The 21,790-nt window shown below is 40.6% G+C and carries 14 protein-coding genes and 2 rRNA genes (1 of these 16 only partly in view); 15 read left to right on the forward strand and 1 reads right to left on the reverse strand.

Annotated features, from left to right (window positions below; translation table 11 throughout):
- Positions 1-155 precede the first annotated feature (155 nt).
- Positions 156-1,646, forward strand: a complete 1,491-nt coding sequence (locus tag IGL17_RS00945; RefSeq protein WP_002361555.1) for an aldehyde dehydrogenase family protein — start codon at positions 156-158, stop codon at positions 1,644-1,646.
- A 225-nt stretch (positions 1,647-1,871) separates the two neighbouring features.
- Here the strand turns inward: IGL17_RS00945 and IGL17_RS00950 are convergent, their stop codons facing one another.
- The gene (locus IGL17_RS00950) at positions 1,872-2,855 is read right to left on the reverse strand and encodes an L-lactate dehydrogenase (protein WP_002356251.1); all 984 of its coding nucleotides are present in this window, start codon (positions 2,853-2,855) and stop codon (positions 1,872-1,874) included.
- 335 nt (positions 2,856-3,190) lie between these two features.
- On the opposite strand from IGL17_RS00950, the gene pth reads away from it, so the two are divergent.
- The 14 genes from pth to IGL17_RS01020 all read left to right on the forward strand — a co-directional run.
- Positions 3,191-3,757, forward strand: a complete 567-nt coding sequence (gene pth / locus IGL17_RS00955) for an aminoacyl-tRNA hydrolase (RefSeq protein WP_002361556.1) — start codon at positions 3,191-3,193, stop codon at positions 3,755-3,757.
- A 19-nt stretch (positions 3,758-3,776) separates the two neighbouring features.
- A complete protein-coding gene (mfd, locus tag IGL17_RS00960) occupies positions 3,777-7,316 on the forward strand; it encodes a transcription-repair coupling factor (RefSeq protein ID WP_002388750.1) in 3,540 nt (1,179 codons plus the stop codon).
- 15 nt (positions 7,317-7,331) lie between these two features.
- Positions 7,332-8,921, forward strand: a complete 1,590-nt coding sequence (locus IGL17_RS00965; protein ID WP_002383878.1) for a putative polysaccharide biosynthesis protein — start codon at positions 7,332-7,334, stop codon at positions 8,919-8,921.
- A gap of 14 nt (positions 8,922-8,935) precedes the next feature.
- The gene (locus IGL17_RS00970) at positions 8,936-9,199 is read left to right on the forward strand and encodes an RNA-binding S4 domain-containing protein (protein ID WP_002356255.1); all 264 of its coding nucleotides are present in this window, start codon (positions 8,936-8,938) and stop codon (positions 9,197-9,199) included.
- A 254-nt stretch (positions 9,200-9,453) separates the two neighbouring features.
- The gene (locus tag IGL17_RS00975) at positions 9,454-9,933 is read left to right on the forward strand and encodes an FtsB family cell division protein (protein WP_002396688.1); all 480 of its coding nucleotides are present in this window, start codon (positions 9,454-9,456) and stop codon (positions 9,931-9,933) included.
- Between the two features lie 44 nt (positions 9,934-9,977).
- On the forward strand, positions 9,978-10,457 hold the full coding sequence (locus IGL17_RS00980; RefSeq protein WP_016617855.1) for a S1 domain-containing RNA-binding protein: 480 nt from the start codon (positions 9,978-9,980) through the stop codon (positions 10,455-10,457).
- Between the two features lie 85 nt (positions 10,458-10,542).
- On the forward strand, positions 10,543-11,931 hold the full coding sequence (gene tilS, locus IGL17_RS00985) for a tRNA lysidine(34) synthetase TilS (protein WP_010775512.1): 1,389 nt from the start codon (positions 10,543-10,545) through the stop codon (positions 11,929-11,931).
- 18 nt (positions 11,932-11,949) lie between these two features.
- Complete coding sequence (gene hpt / locus IGL17_RS00990; RefSeq protein ID WP_002356260.1) at positions 11,950-12,495, forward strand: hypoxanthine phosphoribosyltransferase; 546 nt, start codon at positions 11,950-11,952, stop codon at positions 12,493-12,495.
- 93 nt (positions 12,496-12,588) lie between these two features.
- On the forward strand, positions 12,589-14,745 hold the full coding sequence (ftsH, locus tag IGL17_RS00995) for an ATP-dependent zinc metalloprotease FtsH (protein ID WP_002363441.1): 2,157 nt from the start codon (positions 12,589-12,591) through the stop codon (positions 14,743-14,745).
- A gap of 161 nt (positions 14,746-14,906) precedes the next feature.
- Positions 14,907-15,803 carry an Hsp33 family molecular chaperone HslO gene (gene hslO, locus IGL17_RS01000; RefSeq protein WP_002359370.1) on the forward strand — a complete coding sequence of 299 codons (897 nt, stop codon included), beginning with the start codon at positions 14,907-14,909 and terminating at the stop codon, positions 15,801-15,803.
- An 11-nt stretch (positions 15,804-15,814) separates the two neighbouring features.
- The gene (gene dusB, locus IGL17_RS01005; protein WP_016617856.1) at positions 15,815-16,825 is read left to right on the forward strand and encodes a tRNA dihydrouridine synthase DusB; all 1,011 of its coding nucleotides are present in this window, start codon (positions 15,815-15,817) and stop codon (positions 16,823-16,825) included.
- Between the two features lie 93 nt (positions 16,826-16,918).
- Positions 16,919-18,415 carry a lysine--tRNA ligase gene (gene lysS / locus IGL17_RS01010; RefSeq protein WP_002359372.1) on the forward strand — a complete coding sequence of 499 codons (1,497 nt, stop codon included), beginning with the start codon at positions 16,919-16,921 and terminating at the stop codon, positions 18,413-18,415.
- A gap of 639 nt (positions 18,416-19,054) precedes the next feature.
- Positions 19,055-20,615, forward strand: a 16S ribosomal RNA gene (locus IGL17_RS01015).
- A 226-nt stretch (positions 20,616-20,841) separates the two neighbouring features.
- Positions 20,842-21,790: ribosomal RNA gene (locus IGL17_RS01020) — 23S ribosomal RNA — on the forward strand; it runs 1,964 nt beyond the window's last position.
- The 16S and 23S rRNA genes sit together here, the layout of an rRNA operon.

Consider the following 21,790-nt stretch of genomic DNA (forward strand, 5'->3'; position numbering starts at 1 on the left):
TTAATACATTCAGATATTGCCAGGAGATTTCAGGTCGGGGTGAGTTAGCAACAGTCGCTGAGAGCTATATTTTTTTTAGGTAGAATCATTTACTTTTAGGTGGAAGATGTCTTATAATTGTAAGCGGATACAAAAATAAAAAAAGAGGTGGGTAAATGAGTAAAAAAGAAATAAATCAAGTAGTTGCCAGTAGCTATCAATTGTATATTAATGGAGAGTGGACAACAGGTAGTGGTAACAAAATGATTGCTAGTTACAATCCTAGTAATGGTGAAAAATTAGCAGAATTTGTAGATGCCACAAATGCAGATGTGGATCGAGCTGTAGAAGCAGCCCAAGAAGCGTTTCAGACATGGAAAGATGTTGATGTTGTAACAAGAAGCAATCTTTTATTGAAAATTGCTGATTTGATTGAAGAAAATCAAGAACATTTGGCTATGGTGGAGACTTTAGATAATGGAAAACCGCTTCGGGAAACGCAATCAATTGATGTCCCTGCCAGTGCAGACCATTTTCGGTATTTTGCTAGTGTGATTCGTGGAGAAGAAGGGTCTGTCAAAGAATTTGATAAGGATACGTTATCCATTGTTGTGAAAGAACCCATTGGTGTTGTGGGTCAAATTATTCCGTGGAATTTCCCCTTATTAATGGGTGCTTGGAAATTAGCACCAGCGTTGGCAGCAGGTAATACGGTTGTGATTCATCCGTCCTCGAGCACATCATTAAGTCTGTTGGAATTGTTTAAAATTTTTGATCAAGTCTTGCCGAAAGGAGTAGTGAATTTAATCACCGGTCGTGGTTCTGATTCAGGAAATTATATGTTGGCACATCCAGGGTTTGATAAGCTAGCTTTTACAGGTTCAACAGAGGTGGGGTACACTGTCGCTAAAGCGGCGGCCGACCGCCTAATTCCAGCCACTTTAGAACTTGGCGGAAAATCAGCCAACATTATTTTTGAAGATGCCAATTGGGAACGTGCATTAGAAGGCGTGCAGTTAGGGATTTTATTCAATCAAGGGCAAGTTTGTTGTGCTGGGTCTCGTGTGTTCGTTCAGTCAGGTATTTATGATCAATTTGTAGAAGCTTTAAAGGAAAAGTTTGAACAAGTGAACGTTGGTTTCCCGTGGGAAAAAGATGTTGAAATGGGCGCTCAGATCAATGAGCATCAATTGGAAGAAATTTTAAAATATGTCGAAATTGGTGTGAAGGAAGGAGCTACACTGATTACTGGTGGGCAACGTTTAACAGAAAATGGGCTAGACAAGGGGGCGTTTTTAGCACCTACGTTATTAGCGAACGGCACGAATACAATGTGCGTGGCCCAAGAAGAAATCTTTGGTCCTGTTGCAACAGTGATTAAATTTGAAACGGAAGAAGAAGTCATTCGTTTAGCTAATGATTCTGAATATGGTCTAGGTGGTGCCGTCTTTTCTCAAGATATCAATGTGGCATTACGGGTTGCTCGTGGTGTACGGACAGGTCGGATGTGGGTCAACACATACAATCAATTGCCTGCGGGCGCGCCATTTGGCGGTTATAAAAAATCAGGAATTGGTCGAGAAACGCATAAATCAATGCTAGATGCTTATACGCAAATGAAAAATATTTACATTGTGACAAAAGAAGAAGCAGATGGACTGTATTAAGTAGTGTAGTGAATTTTAGATAACAAACTTATTTGTGGCTATTGTTATTTTCGAGCTAAACAAAACAATAATTTTTTGAAAAAGTTGCGTGATGAGTAAAGTAAAACAGATTAAAAGTAAAGCCTGGTGCAAAAATCACTTTGGATTTTTGTACCAGGCTTTAAAGCGGAGTAACAATAGTGGCCACTCTTGGTTGTTTTAAATTTTCGACTATTATAGAAGGAGTTATTTTGCTTCTTCTGCTTCAAATTTAGCAAAAGCTGTTTCAATAACTTCTTTTAATGCAGAAGCAGAAGCTTCCATTTTTTCTTGTTCAGCATCTGTTAATGGAATTTCAATGACTTGTTTAACTCCTTGGCGGTTGATGATCGCTGGTGCACCGATATAAATATCGTTTTGACCATATTCACCTTCTAAATAAACAGATAATGGTAACACAGAGTTTTCATCGTTTAGGATAGCTTTAGTGATACGCGCTAGTGCAACCGCGATTCCATAGAAAGTAGCTCCTTTTTTCTCGATGATTGTGTAAGCAGCGTCGCGTACGTTGAAGAATAAATTAACCATTGCTTCTTCATCGACGTCAGGATTATTTTTCACCCATTCGTAAATTTGTAAGCCAGCGACATTCGCATGTGACCAAACTGGGAATTCTGTATCTCCGTGTTCCCCTAAGATGTAGGCATGGACATTTCGTGCATCAACGTCAACTAATTCGGCAATTGCTTGACGGAAACGAGCAGAATCTAGTGAAGTTCCTGAACCGATTACTCGTTCTTTCGGGAAGCCAGAGAATTTCCAAGTTGAATAAGTCAAAATATCAACTGGGTTTGCGGCAACTAAGAAGATACCGTTGAAACCAGAATCAACAATTGTTGTAACGATTTCTTTATTAATTTTCAAGTTTTTATGAACTAAGTCTAAACGAGTTTCGCCTGGTTTTTGAGGCGCGCCAGCTGTTAAGACAACTAAGTCTGCATCATGGCAATCGTCATAAGTAGCAGCATAGATTTTTTTAGGAGAAGTAAATGCTAATGCGTGAGATAAGTCCAACGCGTCTCCTTCAGTTTTTGGTACATTAATATCAATAATCCCAACTTCTTGAGCAATATTCTGAGTTACTAAAGCAAAGGCATAGCTAGAACCTACGGCACCGTCCCCGACTAAAATTACTTTTTGGTGATCTTTATTCCCTGCGGCTGCAGTCATGTGTACCATTCCTTCCTCTACATTCTTTTTCGTGAGCAACGAGTTTTTATTTCCTGTTGCTAAAGTGATAGTAACATGGTTTGTAAAAAATGTCACGAACTTTGATTGTAAAAATGATACAGTTTTCAGACCTGTTTCAAAATGGTAGCTCTTACATGTGCGTAATTTCACTATCTTACGCATATTTAAATTTCTAAAAAATTTTTTTACATCTTTCTTAATCTTCAAAGACTGCGAGTTTTTTTATTTCTATGGTATAATGAATAAAACTGGGTAGCGCATACGCTTCCCAGCCATTTTGTGTTGGCAAGCTTATAATCCAAGGAGAATGAAAGATGAAAGTAATCGTAGGACTGGGAAATCCCGGTAGTAAATACAAAGAAACAAAACACAACATTGGCTTTATTACGCTAGATGAAATTGCGTATCGGCAAAATGTTTCGTTTAATAATAGTAATTTTGAAGCAGATATTGCAGAGTTTTTTATAGGGACTGAGAAAGTATTGTTAGTGAAACCATTAACATTTATGAATGAATCAGGTCGCTCTGTTGGTCCGTTGTTGACCTACTTTGGGGTAGATGAGGAAGACTTGATTGTTATTTATGATGACTTAGACTTAGAGGTCGGTAAAATTCGTTTACGGCAAAAAGGTAGTGCTGGCGGCCACAATGGGATAAAAAGTCTGATTGCCCATTTAGGAACAAATGTCTTTCCTAGAATTAAAATTGGCATTGGTCGGCCCTCAAAAAATGATACAGTTATCCACCATGTACTAAGCACTTTTCCCAAAGAAACACACGAAGAGATGTTACTTGCTGTAAAGAAAGCAGCCGATGCCGCTTTATATGCATGCGAAGGACATACGTTTGTTGAAACAATGAATCAATTTAATGGAAAATAGCAGAAAGGAGGGCCCTTGTTTGAATATTATCGAACGAATTAGCCAAACAGAAATTGCTAAATCATGGCGCAGTCAACTAATGACAACAGGAACGCGCCAACTAATTACTGGGTTATCAGGCTCTGCTAAAACATTACTGATGGCAGGCGCTTTACAAAAGACGCATCAAAAAATTGTTATTGCGGTTCCAAACCTATACTATGCCAATCAATTAGTAGATGATTTTTTAAATATTTTACCTTCAGAACAAGTTCATCTATTTCCAGTAGATGAAGTGTTATCCGCCGAAATGGCCTTTTCTTCACCAGAAGCGCGCGCAGATCGAGTGAGTGCGTTAAATTTCCTGATGACAGCGAATGCAGGAATCGTGGTCGTACCAGTAGCTGGACTACGAAAATATTTGCCAACGAAAGAAACGTGGCAAAATGCGCAACTTCATTGGGAAATCGGGACAGAAGTAGAACCTGAGATCCTCGCGCAACGCTTAGTGTTAATGGGCTATGAACGCCAATCGATGGTCGGAAAGCCTGGCGAATTTAGTATTCGCGGAAGCATTGTTGATGTCTATCCGCTAAATGCCGAATACCCTGTTCGGGTGGAACTGTTTGATGTTGAAATTGACTCAATCCGTTATTTTGAAGCGGATACTCAACGCTCATTAGAAAATCTTGAAGAAGTAACGATTTCACCAATGACTGATTTAGTATTCTCAAAGGCAGATATGAATCATGGCATGACGAGGTTACAAGATGCTCTAGAAAAACGTTTAGCGACAGCTAAAGATCAAACGGAGACCGATTTTTTAGAAGAATATTTTGGTCAGTTGCTGTCTTCTTGGGAACAAGGGATTCCTACAGAAAATGCTCACTATTATACAGATTTTCTGTACCAACAAAAAACTACGCTGTTAGATTATTTACCAGAAAATAGTTTGCTTTTTGTGGATGATTATTCTCGTATGATGGAAACGGAGCGAGAAATCGCTAGAGAGGAAGCGGAATGGCAAACCCTGAAAATTGAAGAAATGCGCGTGTTTTCTGAACAAACTTTTGGTGTAGACTTTCATGATCAATTGCGAAAAACTGCACGAAATACGACCTTCTTTTCACTTTTTCAAAAAGGGATGGGGAATCTTCGTTTCCAAGAAGTCCATAATTTCCAATATCGTTCAATGCAACAATTCTTCGGTCAAATGCCGTTGCTAAAAGCGGAAGTGGACCGTTGGCAAAAGCAAAACCAAACGGTCGTTGTTTTTGTTCCTACGAAAGAACGGATTCAAAAAGTCGAAGAGCTATTTCAGGACTTTGACATACCTAGCGTAGTAAGCAATTGGGATCAGTTGTTAGATGGGCATGTCCAAATTGTCCAAGGGGCATTACAAACAGGGTTTGAATTACCTAAAAACAAGCTCGTGGCGATTACGGAAAAAGAAATTTTTCATACAACGACCAAAAAACGGGCACGTCGTCAAACAATTTCTAATGCGGAACGTTTGAAAAGTTATAGCGACTTAAAAACGGGCGATTATGTCGTTCATGCGAATCACGGGATTGGTAAATATATTGGTATGGAAACCTTAGAAGTTGATGGGGTCCATCAAGATTACATGACTATCTTGTACCAAAATGATGACAAGTTATTTATTCCAGTAACACAATTGAACTTGATTCAAAAGTTCGTTGCTTCCGAGTCTAAAACGCCGAAAATTAACAAGCTAGGCGGCAGTGAATGGACGAAAACTAAACGAAAAGTTGCTTCAAAAATTGAAGATATCGCGGATGATTTAATCTTACTTTATGCGACAAGAGAATCGGAAAAAGGCTATGCTTTTCCGCCAGATGATGCGTATCAAAAAGAATTTGAAGAGGCTTTTCCGTATTCTGAAACAGATGATCAATTACGTAGTGCTGCCGAAATTAAACACGACATGGAAAAATCTCGACCAATGGATCGTTTGTTAGTTGGCGATGTAGGGTTTGGTAAAACAGAAGTGGCTTTACGAGCGGCCTTCAAAGCTGTTAGCAACAATAAACAGGTCGCCTTTTTAGTGCCAACAACTATTTTAGCGCAACAACATTACGAAACGATTCAAGAGCGGTTTGAGGGCTTTCCTGTAGAAATTGGTTTATTAAGTCGTTTCCGCACGAAAAAACAGCAAAATGAAACAATTGAAAAAATTAAACATGGCCAAGTAGATATTGTGATTGGTACCCATCGTTTATTGTCGCAAGATATTAATTTTAGTGATTTAGGCTTGTTGATTATTGATGAGGAACAACGGTTTGGAGTGAAACATAAAGAACGACTAAAACAATTGCGTTCACAAGTGGATGTCTTGACGTTAACAGCAACGCCAATCCCAAGGACCCTTCATATGTCGATGTTAGGTGTCCGTGATTTATCTGTCATCGAAACCCCACCAGAGAATCGTTATCCGATCCAAACGTATGTCATGGAAAATAATCCTGGGGCGATTCGGGAAGCGATTGAGCGAGAAATGGCTCGAGATGGTCAAGTCTTTTATTTATACAATCGAGTAGATACGATTGAACGAAAAGTTGAAGAGTTACAAGCGCTAGTTCCAGATGCAAGAATTGCGTATGCACATGGTCAAATGACAGAAGTACAACTGGAGAATACTTTGTTTGATTTTATTGAAGGACAATATGATATATTAGTCACTACAACAATTATTGAAACAGGAGTAGATATTCCTAATGCTAATACCTTGTTTGTAGAAAATGCGGACTACATGGGCTTATCTACGTTGTATCAATTACGTGGTCGTGTGGGGCGTAGCAATCGAGTGGCCTATGCTTATTTTATGTACGAACAGCAAAAAATCCTAAACGAAGTTAGTGAGAAACGTTTAGAAGCAATTAAAGACTTTACGGAATTAGGTTCTGGGTTCAAAATTGCGATGCGTGACCTTTCCATTCGAGGGGCCGGAAACCTTCTTGGTGCCCAACAACATGGCTTCATTGATTCGGTTGGGTTTGATATGTACTCACAGATGTTATCTGAGGCAGTTGCTCGTAAACAAGGAAAAAATATCCAAGACCAAAAAACGTCTGTTGAAATTGATTTGGGCATTGATGCTTATATTCCAGGAACGTACATTACAGACGAACGACAAAAAATTGAAATTTATAAACGGATTCGTCAATTAGAAAATATGGATATGTACGAAGAATTAGAAGCGGACTTGTTAGACCGCTTTGGAGAGTATCCTGACGAAGTGGCGCATTTATTAACCACTGGCCGTATCAAAATGGATGGCGACCGTGCCTTGTTAGAAAGTATTCGTAAACGCGACCAAAAAGTCAAGTTTGTGTTAAGTAAAATTGGCACAAAAACATACTCTGTGGAGCAGTTGTTTGAAGCGTTATCGGCAACCAGCTTAAAAGCGGATCTAGCAGTTGAGAAAGAACAAATGACTATTTCCTTGAAGTTGCCGAAAGATTGTAAAGAAGCTGTTTGGATTCAAGAAATTGCTACTTTTACAACCGCATTGCGACAAGAAAAATACAAACATTCGCAAGAAACGGATTCCCTTTAAAAGGAGGCCTAGAAGATGGCACAAAAAGAAATGCAGCGAATGATGCAAGGTGCCGTTGTGTTAACCATTGCTTCCTTCATTGCAAAAGTGTTGAGTGCGTTTTATCGCGTTCCTTTTCAGAACTTTGTAGGGGATGAAGGATTTTACGTGTATCAGCAAGTTTATCCAATCTATGGGATTGCGATGACATTAGCATTGTCAGGTTTACCGCAATTTATTTCCAAAATTGTTGCTGAACAACCAGATATTCGGAGTCAAAAACAAGTGTTGCGCCAACTATATCCCTATGTGTTATGGTTAGCGATTGCTTGTTGGGCCTTCTTTTTCTTTGGTAGTCAAGAAATTGCTATTAGTATGGGGGATGCTGCACTCCAACCATTAATGGAAGTTGTTTCCTTTACCTTTTTACTCGTTCCAATTCTTTCTTTCTATCGTGGGAATTTTCAAGGTCATTTGTTGATGGTGCCTAGTGGTATTTCACAGGTGATGGAACAGTTTGTGCGTGTCGGGGTTATTCTAGTAGCTGCGTTGTCCTATCATTACTTTGGTGGCTCCATTTACCAAACGGGGACGGTGGCCATGAGTGGTGCGTTGGCTGGCGGTATCTTAGCGGTACTTGTCTTATGGTACTACAATCGAAAAATTCTTAGTGGAAGTACGGAATACTTGCATCAATGGAAGATTATGCCTCAAACCACAGGACTATTTAAACGTTTAATGATTGAGGGTGGTTTGGTCTCTTTATATAGTGCTTTTCTGATTCTATTTCAATTAATTGATTCCTTTAAAGTAAAAAATGCCCTCATGCTTTTCGGGCTCTCTGATTTAGCTGCGAAAGTGGACAAAGGGGTCTATGATAGAGGACAACCACTAGTTCAATTAGGATTGGTAATTGCATTAGCTTTAAGCTCAACCTTTTTACCAGGTTTGACAAAATATTTTATGAAAAAAGACCGTCAACAATTTTTACAAGTTGCAAAAATCTTTTTGCGTCTTACCACAACCTTGGCATCGGCGGCTTCGATTGGTCTGATGATGTTATTGCCGTACATGAACTTTACACTTTTTAAAGATTATAAAGGCAATGATGTTTTAGGGGTGTATGTTTTATCCATCGCTTTTATGGCCATTATTCAGGCCTACCAAAGTATTGAACAAAGTCGCAATCGTTTTAAAGGTCCTTTAGTGGCAGCTGGTGTGGGCTTATTAGTGAAGTTACTGACAACGGGCTTTTTCACCATTCGTTGGGGAACATTAGGTGCTAGTTGGTCTACCATCCTTGGGTTACTAGCGACGTTATTCGTTTTAGTCCGACAATCGGATGCAGCGATTAATTGTTTTGTTCGAGAACGAAGCTTTTTGAAAAAACTGTTGCTTAGTTTAGCAATCATGATGCTGTCATTACTGGTCTATCAAGGAATTATCTCCATCTTGTTCCAAGGTGTGCATCACCGAAGTCAAGCGTTTTTCGTTACAGTTTTAGGTGTTGCAGTGGGTGGTACAGTTTTTATTAGCACCATCATTAAGTTAGAATTATTTACGATACGTGAATGGTTAAGTTTACCGTATGGCGCAAAAATTTTACGGATGAGACAAAAAAAATAAAAGAGGTGAATGTGATGCGGTTAGATAAATTTTTAAAAGTTTCTCGCATTATTAAAAGAAGAACAGTTGCCAAAGAAGTCGCTGATAAAGGTCGGATTCAAATCAACGGAGTCTTAGCCAAATCTTCTAGTACTGTGAAGATTGGTGACCTTGTCAAAATTCAATTTGGGAACAGAATTTTAGAAGTAGAAGTCCTGCAACTAAATGACTCTACGAAAAAAGAAGATGCCACAAAAATGTATGAGATAAAATCAGAAACACGCGTCTCTGAAGAATAAGCAGGTGAGGATGGAGCGCTTGGCAAGTTCATTGAAAAGATGAATATTCCAAGCGCTTCATCCTTTCAGCTTTTTAATGAAACAGACGCGCCGCTTTTGAAAAAAATTAATAAATCAACCGCTGTTATTTCAAAAGCAAAGAATATTTTAGAAAAAAGCTTGATTTTCTTTAACTTCTCTGAAATTAACATTAGACAAGGTTCTTAGATGTTGGTATAATAAAACGGACAATCCAAAGCGAGTGGAGCGAGACGATGGGAAAGAATGAAAAAAACTCGAAGAAAGTTGCGGCATTGGAAAATGACTACACGAAAGAACAGTATGTCGAATTCCAAAAACAACAGAAACAATTGATTTTTAGACGCAGACGCTTGGCAGCGATTTTTCTCGTGGCCTTCATTATTTTTGCCTTTTCTGGCATCCAATTGATGAAAGATTATCATCGCTTAGGTGCTTTCAAACAAGAACGAGCAGACGCAATTGCTGAATCCGTAGCAGTTGATAAGAAGGTCAAGGATCTAAAAAAAGACGTTGCTTTGTTAAAAGATGATGATTATGTGGCAAAATTAGCACGTAGCCGTTTCCTTCTCTCAAAAGAAGGCGAACAGATTTATCCCACACCAGAACAAATGAAAAAAACACAGACTTCTGGAGTGGAAGAAAGCAAGAGCAGTTCAGAAAAAAATAGTCAATCACAGTCTTCAACTGAAACAACTAAGTCTTCAGCTGAATAAACTGCAATTATAATTAGGGAAAAAATAGGAGGAACAATTTTTTTATGTCAATCGAAGTAGGAGCTAAATTGCCAGGAAAAGTGTCAGGGATTACTAACTTTGGTGCATTTATTGATTTAGGAGAAAGAAAAACTGGGTTAGTACACATCAGTGAAGTGTCTAATGGATTCGTTAAAGATATTCATGATGTATTAACAGTAGGTGACGAAGTAACAGTGAAAGTAACCTCAGTTGGTGACGACGGCAAAATTGGCTTATCGATCCGTAAAGCACAAGAGCCAGCAGAAGGGCAACAACCAAAACGTGAATTTCAACGTCGTGAAAACAATTATGAGAATCGTGACCGTAATCCACGCGCAGGGGGCAAAAAGCCTTTCAATAAACCACAAGCAAATAACAATAACAATAAACAAGATTTTGACTCATTGATGAGCTCTTTCTTGAAAGATAGTGATGACCGTTTATCTTCATTAAAACGTAATACTGAAGGCAAACGTGGCGGACGTGGCGGACGTCGCGGCTAAGCACAAACAAATAGGGGGACTGGGGATAACGAATGGGTTATTTCTCGGTTCCTCTTTTATTCTAAGGAAGAAAGAAGGGTGAACAATGTTTTGGCAGTTTTATAAACGAGGAAAAGAACAAGGATTTTGGCAACCGCATCAAACAATCGTGGTCGCCGTTTCTGGTGGTGTAGACTCCATGGCCCTTTTGACGTTAATGGAACAGGTGGCAGAAAAAGAACAATTACAATTGGTTGTTGCACATGTCAATCATCAATTGCGAGAAGCGTCGGCACAGGAAGCGCAATATCTCGCTACCTATTGTCAGCAGCGAGAGCTAACGTATTATGAAACACGTTGGGAAGACCCTGAAAAGCAACGAAATTTAGAAGCAAAAGCGCGCACATTTCGTTATGAATTTTTTAAAGAAGTCATGGAAATTGAAGGTGCGGCGGTCTTAATGACGGCACATCATCTAGACGATCAAGCGGAAACGATTTTAATGAAGCTGATTCGAGGAACTAATTTTTCCCATTCCGCAGGCATTAAAGAGAGACGTCCTTTTGCGACAGGGGAATTGATTCGTCCGTTACTCATTTATCCAAAAGAAGAATTGTATCAATTTGCACAGCGCCAAGCATTCGTTTATTTTGAGGACGAAACGAACCAAACCAATGAATATTTGAGAAATCGGCTCCGTAATCAGGTTTTGCCGCTATTAAAGCAGGAAAATCCGCAATTCTTAGATCAGATTGCTTCTTTTAGTAATGAACAACGTTTTGCCCAAGAATTTATTCAAGAACAAATTGAGCCTCAATTATCTGAAGCCGTAGAACCAACCAAACAAGGCTGGCGCATTCCTTTGAAGAGATTATTAAAAGAAACGCCTGCGTACCAGCACTTCTTTTTAACCGCGTTTTTCCAAAAAACATTAGTGCCATTAGGGGTTTCGTTAAACCAACGCCAGATGACACAAGTTTTAAAAGTTTTGAATGATGAACGCCAACCGCAAGGCTCGGTTATGTTAGAACAGCAATGGCAACTAGCTAAAAGTTACGATTGGCTGTACTTAGAACAAAAACAGGTTGCACTGCGAGAAGAAGTTACACATTTATTAGTACCTGGCGCGGGGATTTATTTATCGGAAACCGAGTGGCTAGGATTAATTGCGACAGACAAACCGTTTCCTCTTCCTGAAGAGATTAATCAGTGGACGGGTCAGTTGTTAGCGATCCCGTTGACCACAGCCACACCTTTGACCGTTCGTCATCGCCAAAGTGGTGATCGGATTACATTAAAACCAGGGTTTACGAAAAAATTAAGCAGAGTTTTTATTGATCAAAAAGTGCCAAATGAAGCGAGAGAGAGTGCTTGGGTCATTACGGATGAGCAAGAGGAAATCATTTGGGTACCAAAATTTGCAAATTCCTATTTGAGTATTCCTTTAGAAACTGATAAAATACACTACAGACTCCTTTTTAAGACAAAGGAGTAATGCTGAAAGGAGCGCACTATGATAGAAAAAGATATTGAGAAAGTCCTAATCTCCAAAGAAGAAATTCTTGCGAAGTCTGCAGAGCTTGGCAAGCAACTGACAGAAGAATATCAAGGGAAAAATCCTTTAGTGGTCGGTATTTTAAAAGGTGCAGTACCATTTATGGCTGATTTGACTCGTGAAATCAATACTTATTTAGAATTGGACTTTATGGATGTATCTAGCTACGGCAACGCGACAGTTTCTTCAGGCGAAGTAAAAATTGTCAAAGACTTGGACACAAATGTCGAAGGTAGACATATTTTAATCGTAGAAGATATCATCGATAGTGGTCGTACATTAGCGTATTTAGTAGATTTGTTTAGATACCGTAAAGCTGCATCTGTGAAAATTGTTACCTTATTAGATAAACCAGAAGGCCGTGTAGTAGACATTAAAGCTGACTACGTAGGGTTTGATGTGCCCAATGAGTTTGTGGTCGGTTACGGATTAGACTATGCAGAAACGTACCGCAACTTGCCTTATATTGGCGTTTTAAAACCTGAAGTTTACGAATCAAATTAATATCTATCAAGGAATTAATTGTGTTACAATGTAAAGGTCAGGATTGATAAAAGAATAACATGAATTGTAATGATGAGCATAAGGAGGACAGGCATGAACAAAAAGAATAATGGCATGAAAAATGGTTTATACTACGTCTTAGTAGTACTTGCCATGGTCATGGTTGTCTATTTCATTTTTGGAAATAACAACCAACAATCGCCAGACATCGATTACTCAACCTTCCAACAACAATTGGAAGACGGAAAAGTCAAAGACATGACCATTCAACCAACCAATGGGGTTTACCGGATTGAAGGTCAGTATAAAGAAAAACAAGAAGTGAAAGACACAGGTGGTCTGTCATTGTGGGGCTCAACGCAAGCGTCGTCAAAAGGCTTCACAACAACCGTTTTACCTAGTGATACAACCTTAGCTGGCATTCAAGATGCGGCACAAAATAACAAGGTGAAGCTAGTTGTCAAAGAACAATCAACAAGTGGTGCTTGGTTGTCACTGTTGTTTAGTTTCTTACCATTAGTGATTATTTTCTTCTTCTTCTACATGATGATGAGCCAACAAGGCGGTGGCGGTGGCGGTGGTGGCCGTGTGATGAACTTCGGTAAATCCAAAGCCAAAGAAGCCGATAAAAAAGCTAACCGTGTCCGCTTCTCAGATGTAGCTGGTGCGGAAGAAGAAAAACAAGAATTAGTTGAAGTAGTGGAATTCTTAAAAGATCCACGTCGTTTCGCTGAATTAGGCGCACGGATTCCTGCGGGCGTACTATTAGAAGGACCTCCAGGGACTGGTAAAACGTTACTTGCTAAAGCCGTAGCAGGTGAAGCAGGGGTGCCATTTTACTCAATCTCAGGTTCAGATTTCGTTGAAATGTTTGTCGGGGTCGGTGCTAGCCGTGTCCGGGATTTATTTGAAACAGCGAAGAAAAACGCGCCTGCGATTATCTTTATCGATGAAATCGATGCAGTTGGTCGTCAACGTGGTGCTGGTATGGGTGGCGGACACGACGAACGTGAACAAACCCTTAACCAATTATTAGTTGAGATGGATGGTTTTGATGGCAATGAAGGAGTTATCGTAATTGCTGCAACGAACCGTTCAGACGTGTTAGACCCAGCGTTGTTACGTCCAGGTCGTTTTGACCGCCAAATCTTGGTAGGACGTCCAGATGTCAAAGGTCGTGAAGCGATTTTACGTGTTCATGCGAAAAACAAACCGTTAGCTGATGACGTTGATTTGAAAGTTGTTGCACAACAAACACCAGGTTTTGCTGGTGCTGATTTAGAAAATGTCTTAAACGAAGCAGCCTTAGTTGCCGCTCGTCGTAACAAGAAAAAAATTGATGCTTCTGATGTGGATGAAGCCGAAGACCGCGTAATTGCTGGTCCAGCTAAAAAAGATCGCGTGATTAATAAGAAAGAACGCGAAATGGTGGCTTACCATGAAGCAGGACACACAATTGTTGGTTTAGTCTTAAGCCGTGCTCGTGTTGTCCACAAAGTAACTATTATCCCTCGTGGTCGCGCAGGCGGTTATATGATTGCTTTACCAAAAGAAGATCAATTCTTAATGACTAAAGAAGATATGTTTGAACAAATCGTTGGCTTACTTGGTGGACGTACAGCAGAAGAAATTATCTTTGGCGTTCAATCAACAGGGGCTTCAAATGACTTTGAACAAGCAACAGGGATTGCCCGTAGCATGGTAACGGAATATGGAATGAGTGACAAATTAGGACCTGTTCAATATGAAGGAAACCATCAAGTCTTTGTCGGTCGTGATTATGGTCAAACAAAAGCTTACTCAGAACAAGTGGCGTTTGAAATCGATCAGGAAGTTCGTCGTATCTTAATGGATGCTCATACAAAAGCGCATGAAATTATCGAAGCGCACCGTGAACAACATAAACTAATTGCTGAAAAACTATTAGAATATGAAACATTAGATGCAAAAGCAATCAAATCATTATTTGAAACAGGTAAAATGCCTGAAGGTGCTGACAGCGACTATCCTAGTGAAAAAGAAGCGCAAACATTCGAAGAAGCAAAACGTGCTTTAGAAGAAAAAGAAGCGCAAAAACAAGTTGAAGAAAAACAAGACTTTGAAGAAGCGAAAAAAGAATTACATGATGAAGCAGAAGAAGTCAAAGTAGAAAGCGAACAAACAGAAAAAGAAGTCCAATCTGAAGAGAAAAAAGATTCAGATTCCAATTCTGAATATGATCGCAATAACTACGAAGATCGTTATAAATAACCAATTAGTAGAAGGTGCAGTATTTGTCGAGATGACGAATACTGCACCTTCTATAATATTAAGATATTCTATAGAAGGAAGATTATTTGGTTGAAAAAACACCTGATTCCTAGTATTATCTGACTAATGGACAAAAAAGCACCAAGAGAAGAGGAAAAAGAATGGAAGATTATTTAGTAAAAGCCCTTTGTTATAAAGGTTCAATACGAGCATATGCCATCAGTGCCACTGAAACTGTTAGCGAAGCGCAAAGAAGACATGATACATGGAGTTCTTCTACCGCAGCGTTAGGGCGCACATTGATTGGAGCCCTTTTACTAGGAGCGACTTTAAAAGGTGACGATAAATTAACTGTAAAAGTACAAGGAAATGGCCCAGCTGGCGCTATTATTGTCGATAGTAATGGCCGTGGAGAAACAAAAGGCTACATTAAAAATCCACATGTCAGCTTAAAGTTGAATGCAACAGGTAAAATTGATGTACGTGGCGCTGTCGGTAACGAAGGAATTTTCACAGTCATTAAAGATTTAGGATTAAAAGAAACCTTTTCTGGACAAACACCTATTGTTTCTGGTGAAATCGGTGAAGACTTTACATATTTTATGGCGGTCTCTGAACAAGTTCCCTCAGCTATCGGTTTAGGTGTATTGGTGGACACGGATGAATCGGTGAAAGCAGCCGGTGGTTTTATGATTCAAGTAATGCCAGGTGCCGATGAAAGTACCATTGATTTTATTGAACAGCGTCTAGCGGAAGTGCCACCAATTTCACAATTACTAGAAAATGGAGAAACACCTGAACAAGTCTTGTATCGCTTATTGGGAGAAGACGAAGTAGAAATTTTAGAAAAAATGCCTGTACAATTTAAATGTGACTGTTCCAAAGAAAAATTTGCGACCGCTTTGATTGCTGTTGGGATCGATGAATTAAATGCGATGATTGATGAAGATCATGGAGCAGAAGCAGTTTGTCAATTCTGTAACAATAAATATCACTATAGTGAAGAAGAATTAATTGAACTTCGCGATGAAGCGATTCGCAATACGAAACAAAAGTAGGAGGAAAGACTATGTGGAAAATTGGAGACGTTGAAATCCCCAACCGTGTTGTCGTAGCTCCGATGGCGGGTATTAGTAACGCCGCTTTTCGTGTGACTGTAAAAGAATTTGGCGCAGGATTAGTCGTTTGTGAAATGATTAGTGACAAAGGAATTAAATTAAGAAACAAAAAAACCTTAGAAATGCTATATATTGATGAGCGAGAATATCCTTTAAGTGTACAAATTTTTGGTGGAGATAAAGAAACATTAGTGGAAGCTGCTAAGTTTGTGGAAGAAAATACGCAAGCGGCGATTATTGATATTAACATGGGTTGCCCTGTCAATAAAATAATTAAAGCTGAAGCTGGTGCGAAATGGTTGCTGGATCCGAATAAAGTGCATGAGATGGTTCACGCAGTCTCTTCGGCAGTTTCTTTGCCTGTCACTGTAAAAATGCGAACAGGCTGGGATGAAGATCATCTATATGCTGTAGACAACGCTTTGGCTGCCGAACAAGCAGGCGCTTCGGCCATTGCTATGCATGGTCGGACACGTGTCCAAATGTACGAAGGGACAGCCAACTGGGACGTTTTAAAGGAAGTGAAAAAGCATTTAACCATTCCTTTTATGGGAAATGGCGATGTCAAAACGCCTGAAGATGCTAAACGCATGTTAGAATATGTTGGAGCGGATGGTGTGATGATTGGTCGAGCTGCTTTGGGCAATCCTTGGATGATTCAACGGACGAAAGAATACTTGGAAACGGGCGAATTGATGCCTGAGCCTTCACCAGCTGAAAAAATCAATATTGCAAAAGTTCATTTACAACGATTAGTGGATTTAAAAGGCGAAAAAATTGCGGTCCGTGAGTTTCGCCAACATGCTTCTTACTATCTAAAAGGAATCTCGCGAGCAGCCAAAGTGAAAGTTGCGATTAACCAAGTTGAAACACAACAAGCAGTTGTCGATTTACTTGATGCCTTTGTAGAGAAGATTTCCAAAGTTGCTGTAACTACTGCTGTAACTACTATAGAAGAATAAAAAATTCAAGCCGAAAGTAAAATTCGTCTTGCTTTTTTTCGAATTACTGTGGCATTATTAGGATAGGTTAAAATCAAGAATGGAGGAACAACAGTGGCAGAAGAACAACAAGCGCATTTAGAGGATTTAAATGATCAAATGCTCGTGCGCCGCGAAAAAATGGAAGCTTTACGTGAAGAAGGGATTGATCCTTTCGGTAAACGTTTCGATCGCACTCATAATTCAGCAGAACTTCATGAACAATATGATAATCATACAAAAGAAGAACTTAGTGAAATGAATACAGAAGTCAGCGTTGCTGGACGTATGATGACAAAACGTGGTAAAGGAAAAGCTGGTTTCGCCCATTTGCAAGACCGTGAAGGCCAAATTCAAATTTATGTTCGGAAGGACCAAGTTGGAGACGAAGCCTATGAACTATTTAAACATGCTGACTTAGGCGACTTCTTTGGTGTGACAGGTCAAGTAATGAAAACCAATACGGGGGAAGTTACTGTTAAAGCTCAAACAATTACGTTATTAACTAAAGCTTTGCGTCCATTGCCAGATAAATACCATGGATTAACGAATGTGGAACAACGCTATCGTCAACGCTATTTGGATTTAATCAGTAACAAAGAAAGCTTTGATCGTTTCATGAAACGCAGTCAAATTATTAGCGAAATCCGTCGTTATCTAGATGGCAATGGCTATGTCGAAGTAGAAACGCCTGTCTTGCATAACGAAGCAGGAGGAGCTGCTGCTCGTCCATTTATCACACACCATAATGCATTAGATATGGACTTATACTTACGCATTGCACTAGAGTTACATTTAAAACGTTTAATTGTCGGTGGCATGGAAAAAGTATATGAAATTGGTCGTGTCTTCCGTAATGAAGGAATCGATACCACTCATAACCCAGAATTTACAATGCTAGAAGCTTATACCGCTTATACTGATTATCAAGATGTGATGGATTTAACAGAGGGAATTATCCGTAATGCTGCGGAAAAAGTCTTAGGAACTACTGATATCACGTACGATGGTCAAGCGGTTGATTTAGGCAGTCCTTTCAAACGTCTACACATGGTAGATGCGGTCAAAGAACAAACGGGCGTAGATTTTTGGCAAGAGATGACGATAGAAGAAGCCCGTGCGTTGGCTAAAGAACATAATGTTGAAATTACAGATGCCATGACAGTCGGTCATATCATTAATGAATTTTTCGAAACATTTGTAGAAGATACGTTGCAACAACCAACATTTATTTATGGTCACCCAGTCGCTGTCTCACCATTAGCGAAGAAAAATCCAGAAGATGGTCGTTTCACTGACCGCTTTGAACTGTTTATTATCGGAAAAGAGTTTGCTAATGCATTTACAGAATTAAATGATCCGATTGACCAACGTGAACGTTTTGAAGAACAAGAAAAAGAACGGGAACAAGGAAATGATGAAGCACACGGAGTAGATGAAGATTTCATCGAAGCCTTAGAATATGGCTTGCCACCAACCGGAGGATTAGGCATTGGGATTGATCGACTAGTTATGTTATTAACCGATGCACAATCAATTCGTGATGTATTATTATTCCCAACGATGAGATAAAAAAAGATGCCTTAAGGGCATCTTTTTTTTGTATTCGCAAAAAATTAAATAAAAAACAATTGAAACCAATTCTTTTTTTCTAAAAAAATCGAAGATGAGTAATAAAAAGAATGGGTAATCTGATAAAAAAACGAACTTTATCTAATCGAATAAGAAAGAACAATCGGTATTGAAAAAAAGTTTAAAAAAAGTGAAAATAATGATTGACCAATGCTTGAAATCTTGGTATATTATTACATGTCGCAAGGCGAGTCACACAGCTGAGCGATTCAGAAATCAATAATTAAATAACAATTCTTGATTTCAAATCTCTCGAAAAAAGTTTGAAAAAACAACAAAAAAGTTGTTGACAAATAACAAGCGAGATGATAAGATATAGAAGTTGTCACGACAGACAACAACAACCGAGCAAAACAACTTAAAAAACTTTTTCAAAAAGTTCTTGACATTCAAACGAAAGTTTGTTACGATATAAAAGTTGCTGCGAGGTAACGTAGACCTTTGAAAACTGAACAAAGAATAGACGAACCAAATGTGTAGGGCGTCTTGATTCAATTCAAGACAACAAACATTTTTAACAAGCAAGCAATATGCTAGCAAACAAATTGAGCTTAACAATCGTAAGATTGTTCTAACTTTTATTATGAGAGTTTGATCCTGGCTCAGGACGAACGCTGGCGGCGTGCCTAATACATGCAAGTCGAACGCTTCTTTCCTCCCGAGTGCTTGCACTCAATCGGAAAGAGGAGTGGCGGACGGGTGAGTAACACGTGGGTAACCTACCCATCAGAGGGGGATAACACTTGGAAACAGGTGCTAATACCGCATAACAGTTTATGCCGCATGGCATAAGAGTGAAAGGCGCTTTCGGGTGTCGCTGATGGATGGACCCGCGGTGCATTAGCTAGTTGGTGAGGTAACGGCTCACCAAGGCCACGATGCATAGCCGACCTGAGAGGGTGATCGGCCACACTGGGACTGAGACACGGCCCAGACTCCTACGGGAGGCAGCAGTAGGGAATCTTCGGCAATGGACGAAAGTCTGACCGAGCAACGCCGCGTGAGTGAAGAAGGTTTTCGGATCGTAAAACTCTGTTGTTAGAGAAGAACAAGGACGTTAGTAACTGAACGTCCCCTGACGGTATCTAACCAGAAAGCCACGGCTAACTACGTGCCAGCAGCCGCGGTAATACGTAGGTGGCAAGCGTTGTCCGGATTTATTGGGCGTAAAGCGAGCGCAGGCGGTTTCTTAAGTCTGATGTGAAAGCCCCCGGCTCAACCGGGGAGGGTCATTGGAAACTGGGAGACTTGAGTGCAGAAGAGGAGAGTGGAATTCCATGTGTAGCGGTGAAATGCGTAGATATATGGAGGAACACCAGTGGCGAAGGCGGCTCTCTGGTCTGTAACTGACGCTGAGGCTCGAAAGCGTGGGGAGCAAACAGGATTAGATACCCTGGTAGTCCACGCCGTAAACGATGAGTGCTAAGTGTTGGAGGGTTTCCGCCCTTCAGTGCTGCAGCAAACGCATTAAGCACTCCGCCTGGGGAGTACGACCGCAAGGTTGAAACTCAAAGGAATTGACGGGGGCCCGCACAAGCGGTGGAGCATGTGGTTTAATTCGAAGCAACGCGAAGAACCTTACCAGGTCTTGACATCCTTTGACCACTCTAGAGATAGAGCTTTCCCTTCGGGGACAAAGTGACAGGTGGTGCATGGTTGTCGTCAGCTCGTGTCGTGAGATGTTGGGTTAAGTCCCGCAACGAGCGCAACCCTTATTGTTAGTTGCCATCATTTAGTTGGGCACTCTAGCGAGACTGCCGGTGACAAACCGGAGGAAGGTGGGGATGACGTCAAATCATCATGCCCCTTATGACCTGGGCTACACACGTGCTACAATGGGAAGTACAACGAGTCGCTAGACCGCGAGGTCATGCAAATCTCTTAAAGCTTCTCTCAGTTCGGATTGCAGGCTGCAACTCGCCTGCATGAAGCCGGAATCGCTAGTAATCGCGGATCAGCACGCCGCGGTGAATACGTTCCCGGGCCTTGTACACACCGCCCGTCACACCACGAGAGTTTGTAACACCCGAAGTCGGTGAGGTAACCTTTTTGGAGCCAGCCGCCTAAGGTGGGATAGATGATTGGGGTGAAGTCGTAACAAGGTAGCCGTATCGGAAGGTGCGGCTGGATCACCTCCTTTCTAAGGAATATTACGGAAATACACATTTCGTCTTTACTTTGTTCAGTTTTGAGAGGTCTACTCTCAAAACATTCGTTCATTGAAAACTGGATATTGAAGTAAAAAGAATCAAAACAAACCGAGAACACCGCGTTGAATGAGTTTTTTAATAAGTTCAATTGCTTATTTATTGATTAACCTTCTATCGCTAGAAGAAGTGATCAAGACCCAACCGTAAGGTTGATAAGGTTAAGTGAATAAGGGCGCACGGTGGATGCCTTGGCACTAGGAGCCGATGAAGGACGGGACTAACACCGATATGCTTTGGGGAGCTGTAAGTAAGCTATGATCCAGAGATTTCCGAATGGGGGAACCCAATATCTTTTATAGGATATTACTTTTCAGTGAATACATAGCTGATTAGAGGTAGACGCAGAGAACTGAAACATCTTAGTACCTGCAGGAAGAGAAAGAAAATTCGATTCCCTGAGTAGCGGCGAGCGAAACGGGAAGAGCCCAAACCAACAAGCTTGCTTGTTGGGGTTGTAGGACTCCAATATGGTAGTCTGTTAGTATAGTTGAAGGATTTGGAAAATTCCGCTAAAGAGGGTGAAAGCCCCGTAGACGAAATGCTGACAACACCTAGGAGGATCCTGAGTACGGCGGAACACGAGAAATTCCGTCGGAATCCGCGGGGACCATCCCGCAAGGCTAAATACTCCCTAGTGACCGATAGTGAACCAGTACCGTGAGGGAAAGGTGAAAAGCACCCCGGAAGGGGAGTGAAATAGATCCTGAAACCGTGTGCCTACAACAAGTCAAAGCTCGTTAATGAGTGATGGCGTGCCTTTTGTAGAATGAACCGGCGAGTTACGATTGCATGCGAGGTTAAGTCGAAGAGACGGAGCCGCAGCGAAAGCGAGTCTGAATAGGGCGAATGAGTATGTAGTCGTAGACCCGAAACCATGTGATCTACCCATGTCCAGGTTGAAGGTGCGGTAAAACGCACTGGAGGACCGAACCCACGTACGTTGAAAAGTGCGGGGATGAGGTGTGGGTAGCGGAGAAATTCCAAACGAACTTGGAGATAGCTGGTTCTCTCCGAAATAGCTTTAGGGCTAGCCTCGGAATTGAGAATGATGGAGGTAGAGCACTGTTTGGACTAGGGGCCCATCTCGGGTTACCGAATTCAGATA

This window comes from Enterococcus sp. AZ088 (assembly GCF_051714845.1).
GTDB classification, from domain to species: domain Bacteria; phylum Bacillota; class Bacilli; order Lactobacillales; family Enterococcaceae; genus Enterococcus; species Enterococcus faecalis.